The sequence below is a fragment of the Paenibacillus sp. lzh-N1 genome (genome assembly GCF_002872435.1).
In the GTDB taxonomy this organism is placed as follows: domain Bacteria; phylum Bacillota; class Bacilli; order Paenibacillales; family Paenibacillaceae; genus Paenibacillus; species Paenibacillus polymyxa_C.
Genome location: NZ_CP025696.1, coordinates 3,317,046 through 3,340,391, shown reverse-complemented (window position 1 = coordinate 3,340,391; position 23,346 = coordinate 3,317,046). Strand labels below are relative to the sequence as shown.

Genomic DNA, 23,346 nt, shown 5'->3' with positions numbered 1-23,346 from the left:
TATTTTGACTCACTGTTGTACTCATCTGCAGCTTCGATAATTCAGAAGCAAATGCAAGATGACGTGCTTCACTTGGAAATACCCATCGCATCTAGAAAGGAGTCATGAACTCACTTGAGCGTATTATCAGATGGGATCGGATATGAAAGCCTACGCTTTTATGGTCCCTTTCAGCCACTACACATCGAGCAACTTCAAATAACACGCACCATTAATGATCATGCCTACTTACATATCAGTGGCATGCTCTCCGAAGAACAGGGAACCGCTTGTATTGGTCAAAATATGGAGCAAGAGCCCCTTGTGATTCGTCAGTTGGATGAGCAAGGACAATCGCTGAGAAGGCTGTTCCATGGGATTGTTACACGTATGTCCGTACACTGCGTGCGAGGCGTGTATACATTTGAACTGGAGGCCGCTTCCCATTCATACCAGATGGATATTAAACGTAAAAGACGCTCCTATCAAGATATTCACCGCACCTATGATGATCTGGTCACATCGATGGTTCGAAAATATCAGTACGGAGATGCCATTGATACGGTAAGCAACCATGCCAAATTGGACACGTTTGTTTTACAATATGAGGAGACGGATTGGGCGTTTTTAAAACGCCTCGCTTCTCGCTTCGGCTCCGTACTTGTGCCAGAGGTAACCGCAGCCTCGCCCAAGGTTTTCTTCGGTATGCCAGAAGGCAAGCAGCATAAGGTGGAGCGGGATGTATTTTATCGAGTACGGAAAACGTTTCATGAGTTGGATGCGGAAAAGCCGGGAGAACGTGCTGGCTCGTATGTCACCTATATGATTGAAAGCCTGCAATACTATGCACTAGGCGACCTCATCACGTTACCTATTGGACAAGGCAAAGAACTGGTCGTGGTTCGAGCAGTGACAACCTTAGCAGATGGCTTACTCCGCACCCGTTATGATCTTCAAGCCGAACAAGATATCCGCTATGCGCGGTATGAAAACGATCAGGCTACTGGAATTTCGCTGACAGGAACGGTGCTCAAGGTACAGCAGGATTTTGTACAGCTTCAACTGGACATTGACCCGAAGCAAGATCCTGCCAAAGCGTGCTGGTTTCCCATCGCCACCCGTTATGTCGCGGAAGAACATAGTGGCTGGTACGATATGCCTGAGATCGGGGAACAGGTGGAATTGTATCTGCCCACCCACCGCGAACAGGATGCCTATGTAACGGATTCGCTCCGACAACAACGCCACGCAAATGGAAAGCCGAATGTGAAGGTATGGCAACATGTGCAAGGTAGCGGCGTCGAAATGTCTGAGCATGATCTGACCCTATCCACCTCCGGTGAATTTTCCATTACACTGCATGAAGGTAACGGCATTACGATTGACAGTCCGGGGAATGTGCAAATTCAGGGTGGTCACGTGAAGCTTGATGCTGGACAGGAACTTTCACTTGAAGCTGGAACGGCGCTGTATCTAAAAGGCGGAGCCAGCAGCATAGTGCTGGATGGTGAGACGGATACCAAAGCTCCAGTGATTTATCAGGAAGGTACGGTGAAGGCACCTGTTTTCGTAGCTGACCTCCCTCCTGTGCCTGAGCCACCATTAATGAGCATCAAAGCATACGAGGCGGCGCAAGCTCCATCAGCAGCTAAGACATCATCCAGCAGCGCAGCTTCTGCACCTACTGCAAAGATTACGACTCCGGCGGCACAAAAACAGGCTGATGCTCTATTGGGTACAGTATCAAAACTGTTAGGCTCCATCCCAGTGATGGGAAAAGTGGCTGGCGTTGTTGCGGGAGCTTTAGGTGGACCTGCGGTGGGTGTGATTCTGAGAGCAACCGCAGCAATCCCTGTTCGGAGCAAAGGAACAAATCACGCTGTAGGTAGTGCTCCTAAAGGTGGTTTGCATCCACTGAAGCATCTGGCTAGTTTAGCGCTCCAAGGGCTAATAAGCCAATACGAGCATGAACGGGCTAAGGAAGCTTATTATAGCAAGTGGATTTTAGGCAAAGTGTATACGAGTGCACGTCACATAGCGCTTTCGGGTGGCCCACTGGAACTGGTCCAAAACCTGTTAAAAGAGTCAAATGCCATGGCTCATGCATATCAGCAGGTTCCTAAAAATATTCAGGAGAAATGGCTCCGGGATAATGAAGAAAAACAACGTATTCAAGCAGCACAAACACAGAAACATGAGAATTCTAAACTTGCATTATGGCGAGAAAGAAAAACTAGTGAATATACTTCATATTGGAATCAAACTGATTATTTTACAGCCAACTGGTGGCAGGATGAAAATAAGCTAAAACAAGCAGAGCAAGCACTGCGCACTGAAATTACAATGAAGCGCAAACTATCACTGTATGATATTAAAGATCCTAATAAATTGGCCGCCATCCAGCGTATCGTCAACGCAAAACGAACGCAAGTATGGGATGAAGGAACTCTCAATGCCATTGAAGATGGTTTGGTATCGATGGGTGTGGATTCTTCAAATGCTATTGAGTTGGACAAAGAGAAAATGGATGCACTCATTTCTCGATACAATCAAGGCTTCATTGGACAAAAATCTGGAGATTACATGGAAAGGACAGGCTTAAGCGATTTAGTCGAAGACACGACCTATGGAATTGTGGCAACCCGAATCGGTATAGGGAGTGCTGGAAGTTCTCCTGCCAGGTCCAGCCAACCACCTATTGCAGAAAATCCGCCTGGAAAACCCAATCCAAAGGGTGGCCCAGGTGTAAACAGACCCATTGATGAGTTCAATGATTCGGCGGTTTATAATGGGGCAAATTCAAGTAGACCTAAGGAGTCACCTAAACTACCGAATTCGAGCAAGCCCACTGAGGGAACGTCAAAAACCGGAATTTCTAATAATGGGCAATACTCAGGAAAATTGGTGAAGGTCCCCAAAGAGGATGAAGCAGCTGATATGTTGGCAAAAAAACTTGGTGGAGAATCCAGAGTTAAATTTAGTAATGACCCTAAGGGACGTGAGTTTGATACGGTAAGCGACCAGTACATTGCTCAAACCAAACCACCGTTGAATAGTTTAGATAAACAATTTAGAAAACAAGCGAAGGCTACAATCGAAGCGGCAATTGAAACGAACAGAAAAGCATACTTTCACTTTGAAGGTAAGCCCGATGACAGAGTATTAAGACAACTTAAAGAATATGCCGAAAGATATGGTGTAGAAATAATTATTGATACTAAGCCCCTAATACCTTGAGAGGATGAGTAGAAATGTTTGAGTATCACGGGTGGGTAACCATCAGAGAAAGTTCCTCATTTGAAGATGATGATGAAAAATTATCGTTAATTATTGAAGATATACAAAACTTTTTGAATGAATTAGATTGGTCTTCTGGTGTTCTCGATTTAAGAGCTGTAAATGGAGATTATCAACTCTGGATAGCAGGTCTTAACAATCATAAACCTACTGCTAAACACAATCCAATAGAAGTATTAAAAAAGGTAGGGGAGTTAGCCCCAGGATCGTATGGAGTTTTATATGTAAGGGATAGTGATGATATCAAAGTATTTAATGAATTTAGGGTTCATGCGTTAATTCGAGGTGGACTGACTGAACACACGGACCCCTTCTTGTCTCCATTCATACCTAAAGTAGAAGATGACTATGAGGATTGAAATGTTTTAAAACGGAACGATGGATTTCCCCCAGACAGTAAAACTAATCACTACAACCAACAAACGCAACATAAAAAACGAGAAATTGATAAAAGCTCAAAGGCTTATTCCAACTTAAATCTATGAGTAGGGATAAGCTTTTTTTCTAAAGATCTGGCTGATTTATATACACACAGTTAGCCCTATAGCAGATTTCACAAAAACAATGTCGTGATCACGATCACGGTTTAAACTGTAAATTTAAGTTAAAATATAAACAATTTTAAATTTATTTCAGCTGAAACCAAAGATACCGTGATCGATCACAAAGAAAAAACAAGGAAGTGTACAAAGATGAAAAGAACTGATTTACCTCTTGTCTATTCTTGTTCTGGATGTTCCTCCGCAGCACAAACCGCTAACATGATCGCTATACAAATGGATCGAGAAAAAGTCGCTGAAATGTCCTGTATAGCTGGTGTTGGTGGTGATGTCAAACCCCTTGTCAGAACAGCGAAATCGGGACGTGACATCATTGCAATTGACGGCTGTCCCTTGTCCTGTTGCAAGAGTTGCTTAGCAAGGCATGAAGTTCAACCCAAACACCATTTCCTGCTGTCTGACTTTGACGTACCCAAGATCATAGGAGAAGATCCTAACCCTGATCATTATAGGAATGCTTACACACAAATCTTAGAACAAATTGGACAATAATTCTTAGTCAAAATTAAGGTGTGTATCGAAAGATGGCCCTTATTATGTAACAATATCATAAATTAGTTTTTATTGGTGGCTCCTAACACATCTTTAAGGGCCACCAGTATTTTTTTACTCCCAGTTTAATCATTGGATATAAAAATCCTAAAAAATTTGGAGCTCTAATTAGAGTCATTTTTCAAATTCTTAAGCAGCTCATTTGCAACATATGGCAAAGCGTTTTCGAACCCTTTTCTTTCTTACAAGTGACTATACATTCTTTTTTAATACTTTTCAGATAACTAAGGTTCCCCCTCCTATATTCAAGCTCCCCCGCCTCCTTAGCTGCCTTGTAAAATTACTCGTCGTTACCATCCAAGCAACACAGCAACTATGTACCTGCGTACCAGCCTTGAGTTGGAGTACTATCTCATTCCCAACATCACGTTTCCAGCATTTGCACTGAACGGCGATTATATAGCCCTCTTTGCCTTTGAGAATTACTTTACGTAATAGCGAAGAGCCTAAAAATAAACATAATGATGAAATCGGTGAATATCACAAAATGACAACAGATGTTATATTATACTTTGTTGATATTAAGTAAAGGAGATGCTTATGATGAATCAAGAACCAAATCAGCAATTAGGTGAGATTATTGAGCGGTTCATACATTCATATATGGCAGAAAATAATAATATCCGATCTCAAAAAGTAATCAACACTGCAGATGAGGAAACAATAGCTCATTTAAGGAAAATTGGTTTTCCCAAAAAAGGAAGACCCGTAAAAGAAGTTGTCGATGAAATGAGGAAAAACGTTTATTCTCATCAAACTTTCATGCAACACCCTCGCTTTTTCGCCTTGGTTCCTAGTCCAATGTCTCTTTACTCTTGGTTAGGAGATATCATGACCAGTGCTTATAATACCCACGCCGGAAGCTGGATGCTGAGTTCGAGCGCAAGCCTTTTAGAGGGAGAAGTGATCCGGTGGATGTGTGACCAAGCAGGATATCCAGTTACGGCTGGGGGCTTATTTCTGTCGGGCGGATCGCTGTCAAATTTGACCGCTTTAGCGGCTGCCCGCAATGCAAGGTTATCCGAGCAGGAATATGCCATTGGAACTGCTTATGTTTCAGATCAAACTCATTCATCGGTCGCCAAAGGGCTACGCATCCTCGGATTCCGTGGTGATCAAATCAGGAAAGTTCCAAGTGATAAAAAATTTCGTATGGATGTTTCAGCCTTAGAGAAAAAAATAATGGATGATCAGGCGGCTGGCATGAAGCCTTTTGCGGTCATTGCCACGGCAGGTACAACCAATACGGGAAGTATTGACCCGCTAAACGAAATTGCTGACCTATGTGAAAAACATAATATTTGGTTACACGTGGATGGAGCTTACGGTGCGTCGATTTTGGCTTCTTCGAAATATAAGTCTCTTTTGAGCGGGATATCGCGTTCAGATAGTATCACTTGGGATGCACATAAATGGCTAATGCAGACCTATTCCTGTAGCGTGGTTTTAGCCAAAGATAAGCAGCAACTCAAAAACTGCTTCAGCACACGCCCAGAATATTTGAAGGATGCCGAGACTGATGAAGAACATATTAATTATTGGGATTTGGGTCCAGAGTTAACCCGGCCTGCTCGAAGTCTGAAACTATGGGTGACACTGCAAGCTTTGGGGACTGATGCTGTCGGTGAAGCCATAGAGCATGGAGTTCAACTCGCAGAATGGGCTGAAGATGAAATCAAGAAACATAATCATTGGGAAATTGTATCCCCCGCGCAGTTAGCGATTGTTAATTTTCGATATGCACCACCTGGATTATCCGACCAAGAATTAGATTCACTCAATAAAAGGATCTCCCAAGAAATGATGACGAACGGATACGCCTCTGTGCTTACGACACAACTTAATGGAAAAACGGTTCTCCGAATCTGTGCAATTCACCCAGACACTACCGAAGATGAGATAAGGAATACAATTCAGCTTTTATCGAATATAGCAAGAACATTGAATGAGAAAAAAGCTCTTTTATGATGTTCAATTGTGAAAATGAAGTACTGCACTTTCTGTAAATAGATGAAAATGTTCAGCATCACACAAATAAGAGGGGCACGCCGCCCCTCTTTACTGTCTTTCCTGTACATCTTCAAAATTATTTGCCATTGTGTAATGCGGTAACAATGAACAGCATCAATCCTAAAACGTACGCACTCCACATGTGTCAAAGAAGGACAAACTATCACTGCTCCAAAGCAAACATGCGATCTTACGCAACCTATCTCAATTCACGGAGGGTGAAAAATGAAGCGAAAATATTTTTATAGCACGGCTGTAGTATCCTTTGCAGTTCTTGTGAGTGCTATATTTGGAACCTCTTCTTATAACGCTAATGCAACACCGATTAATCACTCTATTCATGTTAATGGAACCTCTTTGCTTAAAGTGAATGATTATGACGTTTTGTACTGCACACCGATTGGTCCCTACGTTAATGAAGAAAAACGTCTCATGGTTCCGCTTCGCTCTGTTGTCGAGCTTCTCGGCGTAAAAGTTGATTATAACGGTAAACTTCAGGAAGCAAAAATCAAGTGGAATTCAAATGAAATTGTGTTTCAAAAGGGAGCAAAAACATATAAACTGAACGATACTTTAGCACAGATGGACACTCAGCCCGAAGTGATTCAGGATGCCTTTGTCATTCCGCTTGGGGTATTGCTGAGAAGTATGAATATCCCGTTTGAGTACATGAACAACAAAGTGATTTTAAAAAATCCGGCCTTTGACCAAAGCAAGATTTTTCAAAAAGTAATAGAATTGGATCAAGGAAGATCCATTGTTGACACTCCTTCTGCACTGGATATTCAAAATTTCAAACTTGTGGAAGAGAAAAACTCAGCAAGCCAAACCAGAGGGATTATAACGGTGAGTGGATTAAATCGGACAGGCTCGGCGATTAAAGAAGGGAAAGAAGATTTGCACATCATCGGCTTCTTTAATCAAACGGTGGAAATGGATGCAGACTTCGCGTCTGTAGATATCCCAGATCGAAAACGTCCAAAAGTTAATCAGGAAGACCGCGTGTCTCAAAGTCTGTCGTATCTTAAAATAAATGACCCTTTGCAGTATATGCTAGCTGCCGGAAGAACATTAAAAACGAAGAATGAACGAAAATAGGAATATTGGAGAAATTTAAAATCAATACAAACGCTTGGTAATCGGCAAAGTATGCATACTTAAATCACATCTCCCCCATTGGGCCAGATTGGTTTCTATATTTAAAAGCAAAAACCCGCTCAAAGCGGGTTTCACGATCCAAGACTTAAAGAAGCTATTAGTTTGTTACCCATTCCCAAGCAATCAAGTATTATTTCTTAATGTCAACCTGTAATGTTCCATTGACTGTCGTTGTTTCTACTGTAGCTCCCAGAACTTCCGAAACAAATCTGAGAGGAACCATAACCCGATTTGGATATTCTGGCATAACGGGAGCATTCGGCATCATCTTTTCTTCATCGTTCACGTATGCAACTTTGCTACCACGGTTAATCGTACAATTGTACCATTATTTGATTTAATTGTAACTTCTTGTGTAGGTCTGTTCCACGAGACAGACTCTCCCAAACCCTCAGATATGAATTTAATAGGGACATATACGGTGTTTGTGGATTTCTCTCCAAATGGATCTAATGTCAAAACGCTGTTATTTACAGCAACTTCAACATTATAATTAAATTTAGATCCCGCATGCGCGCTCTCAACTGAGACAGAAGATACGAACACAAAGATAACAGCTAAAGGCAAAATTATACGTTTTAACATGGCTTATTGCCTCTCCCCATTTATCAACTAGACCCTCATTGAGAAGCTAAAACACCAAATGCATCCTGTATTCAATCTTTCCTTACTGACAGTGAACAGTAATCAACATGTGTCGAGACGATGTCTCGCTTAAGTTAAAAACACTTGCTTTGAAGAACAATACACGATACGGAAAACCTGACAAACAAATTCTCAAACCGACGTTCTAAGGAGATATTCATTTTTATCGAAAAATAAGCGTTTGATTAAGCAATAAATCATTTCTTTTTAAGTAATTACCATTAAAAGTAATAGGTATCGAAGTTCCATTGAAGTAATCTCTCTTATTGTCATGTTTTATAGCATGAATATGAAGATGCGGCTCACTGCTGTAACCTGAGTTTCCTACTTTCGCAATTTCTTGTCCAACCTTGACAAAATCATTTTTCTTAACTAACAGACTATTTTTCTTCAAGTGTAACAGCAAAATATTATATCCTTTGTGTTTGATGATAATCATATTTGTATTACTACGACCCAAGGAGTTTGGCACATTATCTTCTACTCCATCCACAACTTCGATAATTCTACCCTCAACCGGACTATATACTGAATCATTATAAATGGGATAGGATTTTAAAGATTCAGGATTATCAAATTTTCCTTTTCTTGAACCTAACGGGGTGAGCTTGGTTATATCCACCGCATATTTCAGAGTACGATGCGAAAAGTGATAGTTCATAGATGAACTCATTCCACCATTCACTACCTCGTAAGCCCCTCCTTTCAAAGGGAACGCTAAATCGACTGCATCTTCGTGTTTAGGAGTGGATGTAATGTATGAAATATTAAATAAAATACATATAAAAACTTGATATATCGCTAATAAACCATAAAGAGAAAGGAATATTCGTGTTTTTCTATTTAAGCCATTAAATTTAAAAGAGCGTAAAGTAACCATTTGACGGAATAAGGAACATCCAAACAATACGATGCAAACCGGACGTAAATAATAACTAATTTCTGTCCAATCATTTATGAATAAAATCATGAACGTATATGCACTTGTAAACAAAGTGTGAATATACCACGAAATACGATTTTTAAATGGAAAGTAAGCCATAATCCAATAAAGTATAAGTGGAATCAGCAGCATTTTTACAAAATAAAAAAGCATTCAATTTCTTCCTTTATCATATGATAATTTTTTACTTACCTCTTTTTGAAATTCAGTATCCGTTAATAATTTATGAAAAAATAAATCCAGCTTCTGCTTGAGCCAAATGTGATCCACCCCAGAATCATCTTGAATAAACATGGCTAGTTGAATGTCATTTCCTTCCCGATCCGTACAATATAAAGCCTCTGTTAGGACAGAAATGGTAGACCCACCTTTGTTTCCGAACTCTATTAGCTTGGAGTTATCCACCTGTCGCTGAATTAGCATTTTTAGATATGGATTTAAAGTAGAAGGAACCAACTCCTCCTTGTGTATAAGCTTCATGAGGTAAGCATATTCTTTAGTCGTTGAACGAGGAAGCTTGCGCGATTCCAGCACTTGAAGCCTTCGTGCATAATTCTGCTTGGTGTTCCATTTCTGAATACATCCTAACCCCTTATCACTATTTAGTATCTGGTGAATTTCAATGGATTTTTCCATGTATTCTTTGTAGGTCATTTCACTTATTTTTTGTATCGATTCTTTAAATCCTATTTTATCTACTTCTTGGATATAAGAAGACATTAAACCCGCAGATGAAAAAGGAAAAATTTTATCATGTAACGAAAGTGAGAGTTTATTTATATTTTCATTTATCTCATCTAATCCCATTTTATCCATCAGAAATTCTGTATTGGCATTAGAACTGTAAGCTAACATACCGTGAGCAATTTCAAATAATGTAATTTTTCCTTGAACCTCTTTATGATTTGACTTAATCCATTTGATCCAGCTATTATGAGCGTTGCCATCAGAACCAGGAATATAAAATTTATTTAATTCCTCTAAATCCACAAGTTCATGTTCATCTAACAGCTTTGCCGCTACTTGGCGAGCAAACTCAATAGCGATGATCACTTTCGCAGTGCTGGCAAGCGGCATTTTAACTTCTGAGTTGTAGCTGATTTTCTCCATACCATTTTTGATCATATACAAAGAAGCTTTACTCGGATTTTCCTTCAAAAAGCTTAGAACATCTATTTCTGTTTTCTTATTATTTTGGCGCTTCGCAATGAGCAAAAACAGGATACATATGAAAACAAATATTAAAGTTATAGCTACTAACAATAAGATTATTTGCATACTTTGCTCCTTAATGGTGAAGTTCACATAAATCGTCACAGTTCCCTACAGGAATCACTTTTCTTTTAGAAGCTATATAATCATACAAATAACCGCCTATACCCATTTTTTTGAAAATGATTATAAAGGGAACCGCCCACCATAGATACGGTATTCTTGTACAAATTTGTGCAATAGAGTCAATTCCGCGGTGTATTCTACTGGGATCATTCAGTGAGAAGCTATGCATTCGCCTTTGTAATTCATCAACATCTAATTTGTATGCTTGAACCAATGAAGAATTCCGAAAACTAACAAGCCGTAGCATTCTAAAATAATCCAGCTTGTACAAATAGTCTTTTATATTTGTACAGACAGGACACCAACCATCATAGAAAACCAGAATTTGTTTGTGTTGAAAGCTTACATATCCTAATCTTCTTGTTTTTCTTCGAATTGTAATTGTTATTTTCCGGAAACTGATCTTTATAAAATGGTATAACTTTTTATATTCTTGATCCGTAAACAACAATAATTCCATAACAATCATAATTAACGAAAATGTCAGCAAACCCATTCCTATAGCAATACCTATATGAAACAATATCATGGCAATAACTACAAACGGTTTAAGCCTCTTATTAATCACAGCAAAAGGGAATGCAATTTTAATAATTATAGATAAATAAGTGAATAGAATGGTGAGTCCAACATAATGGTTAACCATATAATCCAAAATAGGTCTGCTAAACTCTCTCACTTGAGATATATAATAAAGTGCTGTTCCGTTTTGCCACATTTCGCCCATAAGCTGGTACATTCCTGAGAAAAAATAAACAATACACAGTTGTATAATACAAAAAAGTACTGCAAAATTGTGGATTATCACGGATAACTTATAGAGTAAAGAGTCTTTCGAGTCTTTTCCACGTGAGTTGTTCATTTTAGAATCCAAAGAGAAATAGGCAGTGTTATTGGTGAACAACAGAAAAAACATATTCACTATAAGTAAGTTGTCTCCTCCGTCACTAATATGAAAAGAGCGAACATACAATGAATAAAAAAATAAGTAGGCTAGAATTGAAAAAAGACGGCCTTTATATCCTATTAAATAAAAAATAGTAACTATAATTCCTAGGTGATAGATAAAGTCAAAAAATAAAGCTGATGAATTCAAATTATATAAAGACCATGTTAATGACTTGTACCCAGTAGAATAAATATTAATTCCAGATTCGTGCCAAAAAAAGTATCTTTGTTTATAATGAATAAAATAATTGAAAAGTAATATCAACCCAATACATATCCGAAGGATACTTGTACCAATAAGAAAGCGTTCATTCATAAAAAAATTACGGTAATTCAACAACATCCTTTACAACTCCTTTCCAATCATATACGACATTCTCTTCTTTCACTTTAAAATGAAGATCATTCCGCTTTGAATATGGAATCGCATCCGATATTGAGGTCATAAACTGGACATCAGTTATTTCATGTTTTAAAAACTCCCTTTTTGCAAACGCAGAAGCATAGCGATAAATGATTTGTTCAACTTGATCCGAATCTTTTTCTAAAGAAGCATTTATTTCTTTGGATAAATTTTCTTTTCTTGATATTTTATCCATTAATTTATATGTTAGGTCATCTTTCCCTCCTATATATAATTGATGTATGTATCCACTTCCAATTCTGAGCATCCTATTATAAGGTGAAAATACTGTCGTCTCATTCGTCCTAATCATAGGTTCAGTAACATCATACCAATTGCTTAAAACAGTTTTGGTACTGCCCTCCTCCTTATACTTCACACGTACATATAATTTTAGATTTTGAGTCATAGGCTGGGGAGCAAATAGATGCCAGTTTTGTTGAAAAAACCGTCCAACATAGTTATCAGTTACTGATTTCAATGAAACAGAGACCGGGTTAAGCGGTCCAGCGTGAAGTAAAATAAAGAAGAAATGAACCATCAAGAACAACGATAAAGAGAATAACGTAGCATTTAAAATACACGCTTCACTTTTTTTTTTCATTTAAGAAATCACCTCTTTTTAATAACATCAGGGAGAGAGAAACATAAAAATCTGATCCTCTCCCTGATATTTCAGCTATTTATCAAAAATTACATCTGCATTCTCTACATCACTGCTAGAAACACCTGTACCTAATAGACTTCCTAAGCGGGTCGCTTCTCTCAGAGCATCCTTGTTAGCTTCATAAGCTGCTTTACCAACTTGTACTGCTTTACGAGCAAGGGAGGCTATTGCTTGAGGCTCAACAGCAGCACCATTTGCATTCGCGCTAATTAAAGGAGAAGAATTTCCAGAGGAAACGTCATAATCAGAAGCGTAAGAAGCGCTTAAACTTACAGTAGAGAAGGCTGTGATGGCTAAAGCCAGACTAAGTATTGTTAATTTTTTCTTCATAGATAATTCCTCCTAAAATGGTTAGTAACAAAATAATTTCAATCTCTTAGTTTTATAACTTTTATATTACTATTATTTAATATAATTACTTATTATATCACTCCCTTCCATATTTTATATCTTATTTTCCCTTGCCAAAAATCATAAACATAAATTTTTGGTAATTAAAATTAAAAATTATTATCTTAGTCCAGTCACGCTTCATTTTAAAATCCATTAAGAAAAGAAAACAGCAATCTCTACAAACCCCATCAAACTCTGTGCCTTAAATAGTTTCATGTCTACATTTGGTCTACAATTAAGGGTGATTAAAAGCAAAAACCCGCTCAATGAGCGGATTTCAGTATAAAGACGTGGGGAGTTGAACCTCTGTCCCAAACTTTTAATATACATTAATTGTTATTATCAGTGTTCTTCAAGCCATATGTATCAGACTTGAGGAGCTCTCTCCATTTATCAACTAGACCCTCATTGAGGAGCTAAACACCAATGCATTCTGTAATCAATCTTTTCTTACTGACAGTGTACATCACTCCTCATACTCTTGTGTGGTGACAATGATTGCCGTATTTTGGGCCAACTATCTGGCATCCGAATTTTTATTACATCATTTCAGCAAACTGTCATTCTTAATACTTTTTTATTAAAAAGTGATCGCATCTATTTTTCACTAAAGCTTTTGGCCCATTCAGCAACCCTACGACTGCTTTCTTCTTCTGACAAATCCTCGATCCTGGTCATAATAGACCATCTTACTCCACAAGGATCCAGTATACTTGCGAATCGATCACCTGAAACAAAGTTTGTAACGGGCTCCCTTACTTTCGCCCCTCTTGCTACCGCATTTTCAATGACCTGATCCACATTCATTACGTAAATTCCGAAAGAATAACACGCATTTCCTTCATCTGGTGGCAAGACCAATTGATATGTCGGATTCGCTGCTCCGAGTTGCAAAAAACCATTTCCAAAATCTAATTCCGCATGAACAATGATTTTATTGCCATTCTCATCAGAAAATTCAGTAATATCCTTAACCCTCGCATTGAAAACCGCTTTATAAAACTCTATTGCTTCCAAAGGATTCTCCACAGTAATAAACGGGGTAATAGATGTAAAGCCGTTGGGTATTCCATTCTTTGTATATTTACCTGACACTCCCACATATTCTCTGCTTTCAGTCATTTTAACTCCTCCTTTAAATGATCGTAACAGTTCAGTTTTATGCTTATACCTTCATTGGATTGAATTCATCAACTCATAGTAATGTTTGGATGCACGAGTCTTATTAAGACTATACCAAGCCTCTAATGTTTTAGAAGAAAACACACCTAGAGCTTTCAAAACGTGTACGGAGAATTCCAACGGAGCCGTTCCAGATGCAGTGATCAGCCTTCCATCCGTTACAGCAGATTCCATTTTGTAATACTTTTCGCCCGTATAGGTGGGACAGGTCATTTTGAGGTATTCCAGATCATTGCTTGTATGCGAACGTGAATTCAGTAGTCCTGCCTGGGCAAGTCCCATGGTAGCACCACAAATCGCCGCCACCCATATACCTTCCTCTAAACATCTCTCAACAATTTTTAAAATCGGTTGGTGAATGGTTTCTGTCCATGTATTTCCACCGGGTAAAATCAATAAATCCGTGCTCTCAATGCTGCACTCATCCAGTTTGATGTCAGGCAGGATTTTCAATCCGCCCATGGTTGTGACAGGAGTCTTTTCCATTCCCACGGTAACTATTTTGGATGGGAACAGCCCCTTTTTATAATATCTCCCCGAGTTCAGTTCGGCAGTTAAGTAACCGATCTCCCAGTCTGCCATAGTGTCAAATACATAAAGATATACCGTACTATTCATTCACAGGTTCTCCTTATTTTATAATTTATCAAGTGATACCAACCTCAGTAACCCGTGATTATCCCCATTATAAAAAAGCTTCACTGACATCTGCTGTCAGTGAAGCTTTTAGCGCTGATAATATTCTACTAACTCCGACGCAACAGCAACTAGTTTTTCCTTCAAGCTCTGTGGTTCGATGACTTGAATGGATTTCCCATAGGGTAGGAGTAAATAAGGGACATATGTATGAAGTGATTTTTCCTCAAGCAAAAAGATGGCTTGGTTAGCGGTTCGTTCTTTCAGATGATGCCCCAAAAACCAATGCAGACATAAGTCATCCAATGCCTCTGACTTGCCTTCGATCATTAAAGAAATTAAACCGTCCTTGCCCACTAAATCAGGTAACAGATTTTGCATAAAAAATTCACGAGCCGAAAAAGCCTCAGGCCGCTTAAATAGGCTTGGAGTACGCTTAATCTGTAGAATCCGATCTGCCCGAAAGCTACGGATCTCATTCCTTAGGTGACAAAATGCAACAGTATACCATTTGTTGTTCCAGTAAACCATTCCGTAGGGGTCTATCACCCTATTCTTGGGTTGTTCTTCATGGCTTGTGCGATAATCCATTTCAACAGAGAATTCGTTGGCTACAGCCTGCTCCAATTCTGCCAATATCGGCTGTAGAGAAGGATCTCCCATGCGATTTATCACTTCAAATCCGGCTAAATGACGGCTAAGTATACTTTCCTGCTCTTGATTCGAATACTTTTTCAATTTTGACGTCGCATTGCTTAATGCCTCACTCAAAGGGTATCCAGCTTCCTTTGCAAAAACAGCAGCATGAAGGAGCGCCTTTTTTTCCTCCATATCAAATAGTAAAGGTGCTCGGATAAAATTATTCAGCAAGCGATACCCGCCATGATGACCCGTATCGGATATTATAGGCACTCCACTGGCGCATAGTGCGTCAATATACCGATAAACTGTCCTTATATTTATTTCTAACTTTTCGGATATTTGTTTTGCGGTCATTTTCACACCCGAATTCAGCATCCATAAAATGGCCAGCATATTATCGTTTTTTGGCATAATATGAACCCTCCTCTCTCATTAAAGCTCAATCTTTTATAAATATCACTTTATACTCCCTCTTACCACCTATTATATGCTTTTTTCCATCTTATACTTCCCTCTTATATCTCCAAATTCCAGATTTACACATAGTAAATACCATAATGAATGGGTCATTCTGTAAACTAACTCTCTCTTTTAACCGATAAATACATATGCTGGATTTATAATTCCACTTTTTAAACACAACTACAGAAGGAGACACCTATGGAAAATATCGTGACGTACGGTCATATCGAAATCATGCCTTATGAGTTCGTCCGCCTCCATGAACTTAAAATCTTAAAAACAGTCAATGATCATGCCCGAATGATCTGTACAGGCATCATCTCGGAGAAAAAGCGAGAGCTGTATGTACGTGCTTCGGATGAAGAAACCCAGGTCAAAGCTTTTGTTACGGACAAAAATGGCAATCGGCAGCCTCTTTTTCGAGGCATTGCCTTGGATGTAGAGGAAAAAGTCGTTCACGGGGTCCATTACCTAACCGTCGAAGCCATCTCTCATACCTACGAGTTAGATATTAAACGCCATCAACGCTCTTTCCAAAATCCCAAGCTCACCTATACGGGTTTGATTGAAAGTATTGTATCGGACTACTCCAAAGCAGAAGCGATGGATGTTGTGTCCCATAAGAAGCCCATTGGTACCTTTATCATGCAATATGATGAAACCGATTGGCAATTTCTGAAACGGATGGCTTCCCACTTCTACTCTCCGCTCATTCCTGCAGTGGGCTATGGAGTGCCAAAGTTTTATTTTGGCCTACCTATGGGACTCAGCAAAGGAGAAATTAAATCTACGAATTATAAAGTCACCAAACGGGTCGCGGATTTTCAAACCGCCTCAGAGAACCATATCCCTGGCGTGCGTGATGCGGATTTTATCCAATATGAGGTCGAGACGGAGAAATTGCTGGAGCCTGGCTACGAAGTGACCTTTCAAGGTCATAAGCTGATCGTAGCTGAGGTGCTAACGGAGATGAAGGATGGGGTACTGACCCATACCGCCAAGCTGTCACCACGGAGCGGCTTACGACCGATTAAAGACTACAATCGCTCTATTATCGGCGCTTCCATTCAAGGCAAGGTACTGAGCGTTCGTCGGGACAAAGTACGCGCCCAGCTCGATATGGACGATCAGCAAGATCCGAACACAGATTACTGGTTTCCCTACTCTACCATTTATGCCTCTGCGGATAACACGGGCTGGTATTGTATGCCTGAGGATGGGGACAGCATTCGCATTTATTTCCCCAGTTATAAGGAAGAAGAAGGATACGCAATCAGCTCAGTTAAAAGAGAACCACAACCTTCCGGGGGAAAAGCTTCTGTTACTTCTGGTCATGGCACAACTTCTGCTTCGTCTGCCGGATCAAAGTCTTCTTCGGCACTGTCTGCGGTAGCTCCTGCGCCAGATCGAATGGCTGATCCTGCCATTAAGACGCTGCGAACCAAATACGGCAAAGAAATCATGCTCGCCCCAGATCAAATCGTTATTTCTGGCAATGGCATGTCCATTGTCATTAACGATAAAACAGGCATTGATATTGTAAGTGGAAAAAATGTGAGTATTAGCGCGGCTTCGGATATTATTATGAGTTCCGGTAACATCCAGCTTTCTGCCGGAAAAATTGAGCTGTCTGGTAAAGGTAACACGATCACGTTGGATGACAAAACCACCTTCTCCGGCACGGAAATTAAGATGAACTAACGGAAGGTGAGAACTAGCAGATGGATAAACAAGCGGCATTATACCATTTTAAAGAACATCATTTTACACCTTTGTTGGACATTCAGTTGGACAGGCTGGAAGCCATGTTTGATCGCTACCAAGCTCAACTAATCTCCGATTTCAAAGAATCGTTTAGGAATTTGTGTATACACATTTTGAGCATGCAGCAACAAGGCCAAAAAGAACCCATTGGATATATTCACTACTCGTTCTTGCGCACTCAGATGCTGGAGCAATCCTACCTGTATATGGTCGAGGCTTATTCTACTGAATGGTACGAAGATGATTCCGATTGCAAGTTAACCTATGACGCGTCATGGGCTTACGCACCAATGAGTATCATGTTGGAAGCCTTGGAGAAGGAACGAAAAATATATATGGGGACGATCACTTCAGTGGACGTTGAACGATTGATGTTGGAATCCGCTCCTTTATTCCACCAGTTTGTGAGCTCCCTTCTGCGCTTAGGCATGACAGAAGTGGTTCAAATGCCTGAGTATCTCGCTATTCATAAAGCTGATCGTGTAGCCATCCGAACGGGTGAGTACAAGGATATCAGCGAGAATCTATATGTCGAAGATCAGGAAGCACTTCTTGCAGATCATGTGAGAGAGCAATTGATACACTCCAGTGAAGAAGAACCCTATGTTTACGAAAACCTAAAGCGGCTCTCTCTTCCCCACCTTCACCTGATGCAAAAGGATCTGCGCTATAACGATTTTAGCCACAGTGACTTACGGGAAAGCCAGTTTCACACCTGCATATTGATCGGAAGCATGTGGCAGCGATCGAATCTAGCAGGGGGTAGCTTTCAGGGATGCTTACTGACCGACGCGGATTTTAGATATAGCAATTTGAGAGATGCTAACTTCAGTAATGCCAGCGGACAACCTTATCGGGAACATGGAGTTCGGGTGCCAGGTCTATGTGGCCTTCATTTTGAACATGCCATCCTGGATGGGGCCGATTTTACGGATGTACATTCGTTTGAACATGCGTATTTTGATGGGGCTTCGATGCAAGGAACCCTCGTCCCGCAAAAGTACTACCAGCATTGGAAACTAAGCGAAGCACAGCTTCAATCTATTGTGTGGACGGAGTAAGGAGGAATGTGTATGCGCCATTATTATGTGCTGGTCGATGATCATCGTATATCCCGAAACATTGAACCGATGAATTTAAATCTTTTTAAAACGCCATTTGTTGGCATGCCTCCGGCTCAGGTTTTAGATGTTCATGCGACAGAAGATGCGGAGTATACGGACTGGCTACCATTTTTAACCTCACAACCGCTATTTTCCGATCCTATGAAACGGATTCTAGAATTATACAATACACAAGCTCGTTTTAAGCAGGTGTATATCGTGAACCGGGAACCTAGCCGTCAGGAATTATATTGGATTTGTTCCGTTCCCTCTGTGGATGGCATTTCAGAGCAGACTGAATTTTATGCGCACGACCAAACTCTAAAACGACTTGTTCTAGATAGCCATAAGGTGAATGGACACCATTTTTTCCGATTGTCCAACGTGAGGGAACCTTATTTCATCGTTAGCTTAGAGGCTGCTGAAAGCTTGCTTCGGCGGAGTTTGAGTGGTTTTCGGCTACAGAAGCTAGAACTCTTATAAGGAGGTTCAATCTTGACGGAGCATTGGGATGAATTTTTTTTAAAACTGCATCATCAGCAAATATTGAAAGAGCAATTAAGTACAGCGGAAAACGATGAAAGCTGGATGATGATATCTATTGAAGAAGCGATAGAGGGAATTTTAAAAGGCTCACTAACGCTGACGAATGAACAGGAAATTCGGTTTCAAACCCTTCCTGTCTTTGAAAATCAAGTCACCATTTCCCTGCCTGACTCTCTTGCTCCAGAAGTTCGAACTGGACAGACGGTAGATCCATCGAGAAGCTTCGTCGTTCAGGACAAGCTGGGCGGAATCCTGTTCGGTCTGCACCAAAGCAGGCAAGAACTGGACACTACGCAAATAGAAGTCTATCAACAACAGATGATTGAGCAAACCAGTCGCGCACAACCAAGTATGAAGCTTGTAGATGAAAAGATTCTTTCTATTCAAGATACCATCATTGGCTGCTATGAAGCTATTTTTCTAGTTTCCCCCTCTCCCTATTATCAGATTGTCTTTGTGCGTTCCTGGCGTGGCAAGGCTATGATCGGGAGTTGCCAATTTAAGCTGGAGGATGCTCCCCTCTGGGTTCCGTTAACCTATGCCATGCTGCATACTGCGACATGGTCGGAGCTTTCTTGAATCTATACCTTTTATCCAAGGAGGTACTTATATGTTTTTACCTATACTTATTAAAGCTTTGGCCCAAGGTGCACTCAGCGGAGAACATTCCTATGTGGTGAGAGGAGCCAAGCTACAGTGCAGTCAAGGTACAGACCCTGGTGTGCTTAATATGATGTACAGCCATGGTGTCTTCATTAAAGATAAACCCGTTCTGAACGTGGACGATGCCATTTGTGGAGCCAATATTAGCAAAATCAATGCTTTTGGTCTGTGTAAATTGAAGCATGGTCTTCCTTGCGAACCTGAGATTGCGTTTGGGTCCAAGTGGACCGGTGGGAAAGAAGACGTATTGATTGAGGGGGCACCCGCCCTACTCAACAATTCGACCTTAATGTGTAGCTGCCAAGATGTTTTGACTAATACGTTCAATTTCATGATAGACCCCAGTGATGATGGTACCCTCTCTTCTGCGATCGGACCTAGTGGTGGGGGCATCATCTCAATCATCGATGACGGGCAAGACAGTTGATTTTATCAAGCAAGGAGATTCAGGAATGAACATCGTAGCAAAAGACCGTTTTACCTATCAGCATCTACATGTTACCTGGCCCTATGGCAAGCTGCGTCTTCGTAATGTCCATATGAGTCACGAGCTCGGAGAACATGCCAGACTGAAGATCACGGGCGTCTTGGAAGGCAATCAAGCAGACACGATCATTACTAAAGCAAGTAGCGACGACGAAGTTGAGCTATGGTATTCCGATGCCAAAGATCAGAAGCATCCATTATTCATAGGACAACTATACTGCGTAGATGTGGAGCACACGCACCAGGAAATCGTGGTAACTCTCGACGTCATTTCTCACAGCTTCAAATTGGATACGCAGTTCAAAAATCGTTCCTTTCAACATATCAATCAAAAATTTGTGGAGATTGTAGATGCAGTACTGGCCGATTATAAAGGCTCGGATAAGATCGATGAAGCTTTTGAGAAAAAAGCGACAGGACAGTTTATTATGCAGTATCAGGAGACGGATTGGACTTTTTTAAAACGGCTGGCTTCACATGTGGGAGCCCTGCTCGTCCCCAATATCGTTTCACACCATGCGCAAATTTGGATCGGAATCCCGCAAGCCAGGCAGCATATTCATTTGAAAGAGGTTCCTTTTTCGTTACAACGCAAGATCGCTCCTTATCTGGATCAGGAGGCGAACGGCTGGAGATCTGCCAATATCGGAGATTACACCCGTTATACCTTTGAGTGGGATCAAATGCTGCAATTAGGAGATGAAGTTGAACGCAATCACGAAACTTACGTCATCACCAAACGTGAGGGTCAATTGATTCGTGGCTTGATGACTTGGTCATATGAATGCGCCCTGTCGGCGAGCTTGAAGGTCCCTAAAATCTATAATCGAACGATCATTGGCGCGGCTATCGAAGGAAAAATACTGGAGGTCAGTCGGAATCAGGTTCGATTGCATCTGGATATAGACGGTCATCAAAATCCAAGGGATGCCCAGTGGTTCCCCTATTCTGCAGAAGGGAATCAGGTGTGGTATCTGATGCCGGAAAAGGGTGCACAGGTGAAGCTGTATTTTCCAAGTGCAGACGAAGACGATGCGATGGTCATACAATCGGTCCGAACGAAACCATCTAGTGTTGCTGTCTCTTCATCTCACGCAGCTCAAGGTGCGGTGATCGAATCACCTACAGAACGTCACCAGCGTAAAACAGCCGATCCTGGGGTTAAATCCTTTGCAAATCCACAAGGAAAAGAAATTTCCTTAGGGAACTCCGAGCTGTCGATGAGTGCGCAGGAAGGATCGCTATACATCTCCATGAATACCCATAACGGTGTCAGCCTGAACAGCACCCAACGTGTACAAATTCAAGCCGCAGGCAGTCTTAGTCTTTCGGCAGGTAGTATTCTGCTGCAAGGAACCAACGGCTTACATTTGAATACAACAACGGATACGCTTGATTTGGAACAGGAAGTCAACAGCGTGAGTTCGGAAATCCAGCTTAAAGCTTCCCTCCATCAATACTACCCAGATCCGATCTTATCTGACTTTGAGAAACAAGTCGCTGAAAAGGGAATCCAAGGTGTAATGGGAGCTCGTGCTAAAGAAAACGTAGGTGCCACCCTCAAGGGAGAATGGGATGCGGGTTTGGAATTTATAGGCGGTTTATGGGACTCGGTTGTCGATATAGTGGATATGGGGACCATGGTAATGACCCCTCTTGTTATGCCGGGAAATTACACTGGTAAAGGTTTTCTGGAGCGCAATGAGACGCTCGAGGGCATTAAGAACGGTGCGAAGTTTGGCTGGAACTATATTGCCGATTCATTCCAAGGGAAGAAAACAAAGAAAGATGTGGTTCACGATCTTGAAACCGTATGGGATGGCATAAAAAGTATACCCGATCCGATTGAGCGAAAATTGAATAATTTCTTCCCTAATCCATTGACCGATACCAAACAGGAAAGTTACGATGCAGGATACGACAGTATCAAGGCCGTTGAACGTGTTGCAGACATTTATGCGTTTGTTAAAGGTGGCACAAAGTTAGTTAGAAAGCTGGGAAAGTTGGGGAAAGAAGAAGCCTCCTTATCTAAGGAGCTCAAGGAAGCTGAAGAAAAGAAAGCTGGGAAAGGAGGAGCACCGGGGTTATTCGGAGATTCAGCAAAGACCGACTCTGCTCTGGCCAAGATTGGAGATGGTAAATTCAAAACGAATGCCATCCGTTTTCCAACCAATTTTGAATCCTTGGGGAGTTACTTGCAAAGTGTATCTAGAAAGATGAATATTCGTTTAACTAAAAGGTCACCCATCTTCGCAACTGCTGGTGGTCATTATCGGTTTCATGATCCTGGTCCTGACATCCCACATTCTAAAGGTTCCGGTGCAAAGATTTCACCTGAGAGACAAAAGCAGATTGATGCGTTAGAATCAGGAGAGTACACGGGTAAGAGCACTAAGGGAACGGGTAATGTTCCTGAATCAATACCTACCCTTAAAAAGATTGATTGGAATGAATACAAGCGTGTAGATGATTATAAACCCACATTTATGGATGAATTTCAAGAAAAAGAATATAAAGCTGCATCAAAGGATTATGATGATATTAGAAGTGTTGGTATGACTGATATTGAACAGGTTGCAAAAAATACTGGTATGACAATAGCAGAAATTAGGGCTATGAAACAACACATGTTTTTTGATACACATAAAATTCCTTTAGATAATCAAAGTTATCGAGTTGGCCACTTTACTCCTGATTTAGAGGTTGGGTTTATATGGAAAGAAGCACAAAAAGGTGAGCTAGATCCAAAACAAAAAAAGTGGTTTCAAGAGTTAGCTAAACATGAATTGACTGAAAGTGAAAAAATGAAACAAGGCTACCCATATAAAAATCCTGGTTCGTATCAAAAAGATAGTGATGATTTTGGTTCAGATCCTCCTGGTGCACATGATGTAGCTTCTGATCAACCTTCATTTGAACTCCCTGGAGGATATGAATATTATGCGAAAAAAGTTCTTGGGCAATAAAAA

20 protein-coding genes and 1 pseudogene are annotated in these 23,346 nt (G+C 40.6%); 11 read left to right on the top strand and 10 right to left on the bottom strand.

The window, feature by feature from the left end:
• Positions 1 to 114: 114 nt before the first annotated feature.
• The 3 genes from C0638_RS15155 to C0638_RS15145 all read left to right on the top strand — a co-directional run bounded on the left by C0638_RS15155 (position 115) and on the right by C0638_RS15145 (position 4,328).
• Entirely contained in the window at positions 115 to 3,216 is a 3,102-nt protein-coding gene (locus C0638_RS15155; protein ID WP_058711325.1) for a restriction endonuclease fold toxin, read from the top strand.
• Between the two features lie 14 nt (positions 3,217 to 3,230).
• A complete protein-coding gene (locus C0638_RS15150) occupies positions 3,231 to 3,635 on the top strand; it encodes an Imm7 family immunity protein (RefSeq protein ID WP_040103153.1) in 405 nt (134 codons plus the stop codon).
• Positions 3,636 to 3,968: 333 nt separating this feature from the next.
• Positions 3,969 to 4,328, top strand: a complete 360-nt coding sequence (locus tag C0638_RS15145) for a putative zinc-binding protein (protein ID WP_013311396.1) — start codon at positions 3,969 to 3,971, stop codon at positions 4,326 to 4,328.
• A gap of 276 nt (positions 4,329 to 4,604) precedes the next feature.
• Here the strand turns inward: C0638_RS15145 and C0638_RS25725 are convergent, their stop codons facing one another.
• Positions 4,605 to 4,739: a hypothetical protein gene (locus C0638_RS25725; protein WP_231860498.1), complete on the bottom strand. Its 135-nt coding sequence runs from the start codon at positions 4,737 to 4,739 to the stop codon at positions 4,605 to 4,607.
• A 189-nt stretch (positions 4,740 to 4,928) separates the two neighbouring features.
• Here C0638_RS25725 and C0638_RS15135 point away from each other — a divergent pair, with 189 nt between their 5' ends.
• Complete coding sequence (locus C0638_RS15135) at positions 4,929 to 6,356, top strand: pyridoxal phosphate-dependent decarboxylase family protein (RefSeq protein WP_040103151.1); 1,428 nt, start codon at positions 4,929 to 4,931, stop codon at positions 6,354 to 6,356.
• A gap of 267 nt (positions 6,357 to 6,623) precedes the next feature.
• Complete coding sequence (locus C0638_RS15130; protein ID WP_058711324.1) at positions 6,624 to 7,496, top strand: copper amine oxidase N-terminal domain-containing protein; 873 nt, start codon at positions 6,624 to 6,626, stop codon at positions 7,494 to 7,496.
• Between the two features lie 190 nt (positions 7,497 to 7,686).
• On the opposite strand, the pseudogene C0638_RS15125 reads toward C0638_RS15130, so the two are convergent.
• From C0638_RS15125 to C0638_RS15085, 9 genes and pseudogenes are all read right to left on the bottom strand, one after another.
• Positions 7,687 to 8,141 (bottom strand): annotated as a pseudogene (locus tag C0638_RS15125) (copper amine oxidase N-terminal domain-containing protein).
• Between the two features lie 223 nt (positions 8,142 to 8,364).
• A complete protein-coding gene (locus C0638_RS15120; RefSeq protein WP_040103149.1) occupies positions 8,365 to 9,297 on the bottom strand; it encodes a M23 family metallopeptidase in 933 nt (310 codons plus the stop codon).
• Entirely contained in the window at positions 9,298 to 10,422 is a 1,125-nt protein-coding gene (locus tag C0638_RS15115; protein ID WP_013372454.1) for a serine hydrolase, read from the bottom strand.
• A 10-nt stretch (positions 10,423 to 10,432) separates the two neighbouring features.
• A complete protein-coding gene (locus C0638_RS26185) occupies positions 10,433 to 11,209 on the bottom strand; it encodes a DCC1-like thiol-disulfide oxidoreductase family protein (RefSeq protein WP_412534808.1) in 777 nt (258 codons plus the stop codon).
• Between the two features lie 544 nt (positions 11,210 to 11,753).
• Positions 11,754 to 12,437: a DUF5819 family protein gene (locus C0638_RS15105; protein WP_013372456.1), complete on the bottom strand. Its 684-nt coding sequence runs from the start codon at positions 12,435 to 12,437 to the stop codon at positions 11,754 to 11,756.
• 75 nt (positions 12,438 to 12,512) lie between these two features.
• Positions 12,513 to 12,830, bottom strand: a complete 318-nt coding sequence (locus tag C0638_RS15100) for a hypothetical protein (RefSeq protein ID WP_013372457.1) — start codon at positions 12,828 to 12,830, stop codon at positions 12,513 to 12,515.
• A 660-nt stretch (positions 12,831 to 13,490) separates the two neighbouring features.
• A complete protein-coding gene (locus C0638_RS15095) occupies positions 13,491 to 14,015 on the bottom strand; it encodes a VOC family protein (protein ID WP_058711323.1) in 525 nt (174 codons plus the stop codon).
• Positions 14,016 to 14,066: 51 nt separating this feature from the next.
• Positions 14,067 to 14,693 carry a type 1 glutamine amidotransferase family protein gene (locus C0638_RS15090; RefSeq protein WP_058711322.1) on the bottom strand — a complete coding sequence of 209 codons (627 nt, stop codon included), beginning with the start codon at positions 14,691 to 14,693 and terminating at the stop codon, positions 14,067 to 14,069.
• 108 nt (positions 14,694 to 14,801) lie between these two features.
• Positions 14,802 to 15,764 (bottom strand): helix-turn-helix transcriptional regulator, encoded by a 963-nt coding sequence (locus C0638_RS15085; RefSeq protein WP_013372460.1) that lies wholly within the window; start codon positions 15,762 to 15,764, stop codon positions 14,802 to 14,804.
• Between the two features lie 249 nt (positions 15,765 to 16,013).
• Here C0638_RS15085 and C0638_RS15080 point away from each other — a divergent pair, with 249 nt between their 5' ends.
• From C0638_RS15080 to C0638_RS15055, 6 genes are read left to right on the top strand one after another with little or no spacing between them, the layout of a single operon-like run.
• Positions 16,014 to 17,516, top strand: coding sequence for a hypothetical protein (locus C0638_RS15080; RefSeq protein WP_013372461.1), 1,503 nt, complete (start codon positions 16,014 to 16,016; stop codon positions 17,514 to 17,516).
• A gap of 20 nt (positions 17,517 to 17,536) precedes the next feature.
• A complete protein-coding gene (locus tag C0638_RS15075; protein WP_058711321.1) occupies positions 17,537 to 18,640 on the top strand; it encodes a pentapeptide repeat-containing protein in 1,104 nt (367 codons plus the stop codon).
• A 12-nt stretch (positions 18,641 to 18,652) separates the two neighbouring features.
• Positions 18,653 to 19,165, top strand: coding sequence for an imm11 family protein (locus C0638_RS15070; protein ID WP_025676071.1), 513 nt, complete (start codon positions 18,653 to 18,655; stop codon positions 19,163 to 19,165).
• Positions 19,166 to 19,177: 12 nt separating this feature from the next.
• Positions 19,178 to 19,807: a hypothetical protein gene (locus C0638_RS15065; RefSeq protein WP_058711320.1), complete on the top strand. Its 630-nt coding sequence runs from the start codon at positions 19,178 to 19,180 to the stop codon at positions 19,805 to 19,807.
• 31 nt (positions 19,808 to 19,838) lie between these two features.
• Positions 19,839 to 20,318 (top strand): DUF4280 domain-containing protein, encoded by a 480-nt coding sequence (locus C0638_RS15060; protein WP_013372465.1) that lies wholly within the window; start codon positions 19,839 to 19,841, stop codon positions 20,316 to 20,318.
• A complete protein-coding gene (locus C0638_RS15055) occupies positions 20,239 to 23,343 on the top strand; it encodes a contractile injection system protein, VgrG/Pvc8 family (protein WP_233902331.1) in 3,105 nt (1,034 codons plus the stop codon). The genes C0638_RS15060 and C0638_RS15055 overlap by 80 nt, the downstream gene beginning before the upstream one ends.
• Positions 23,344 to 23,346 lie beyond the last annotated feature (3 nt).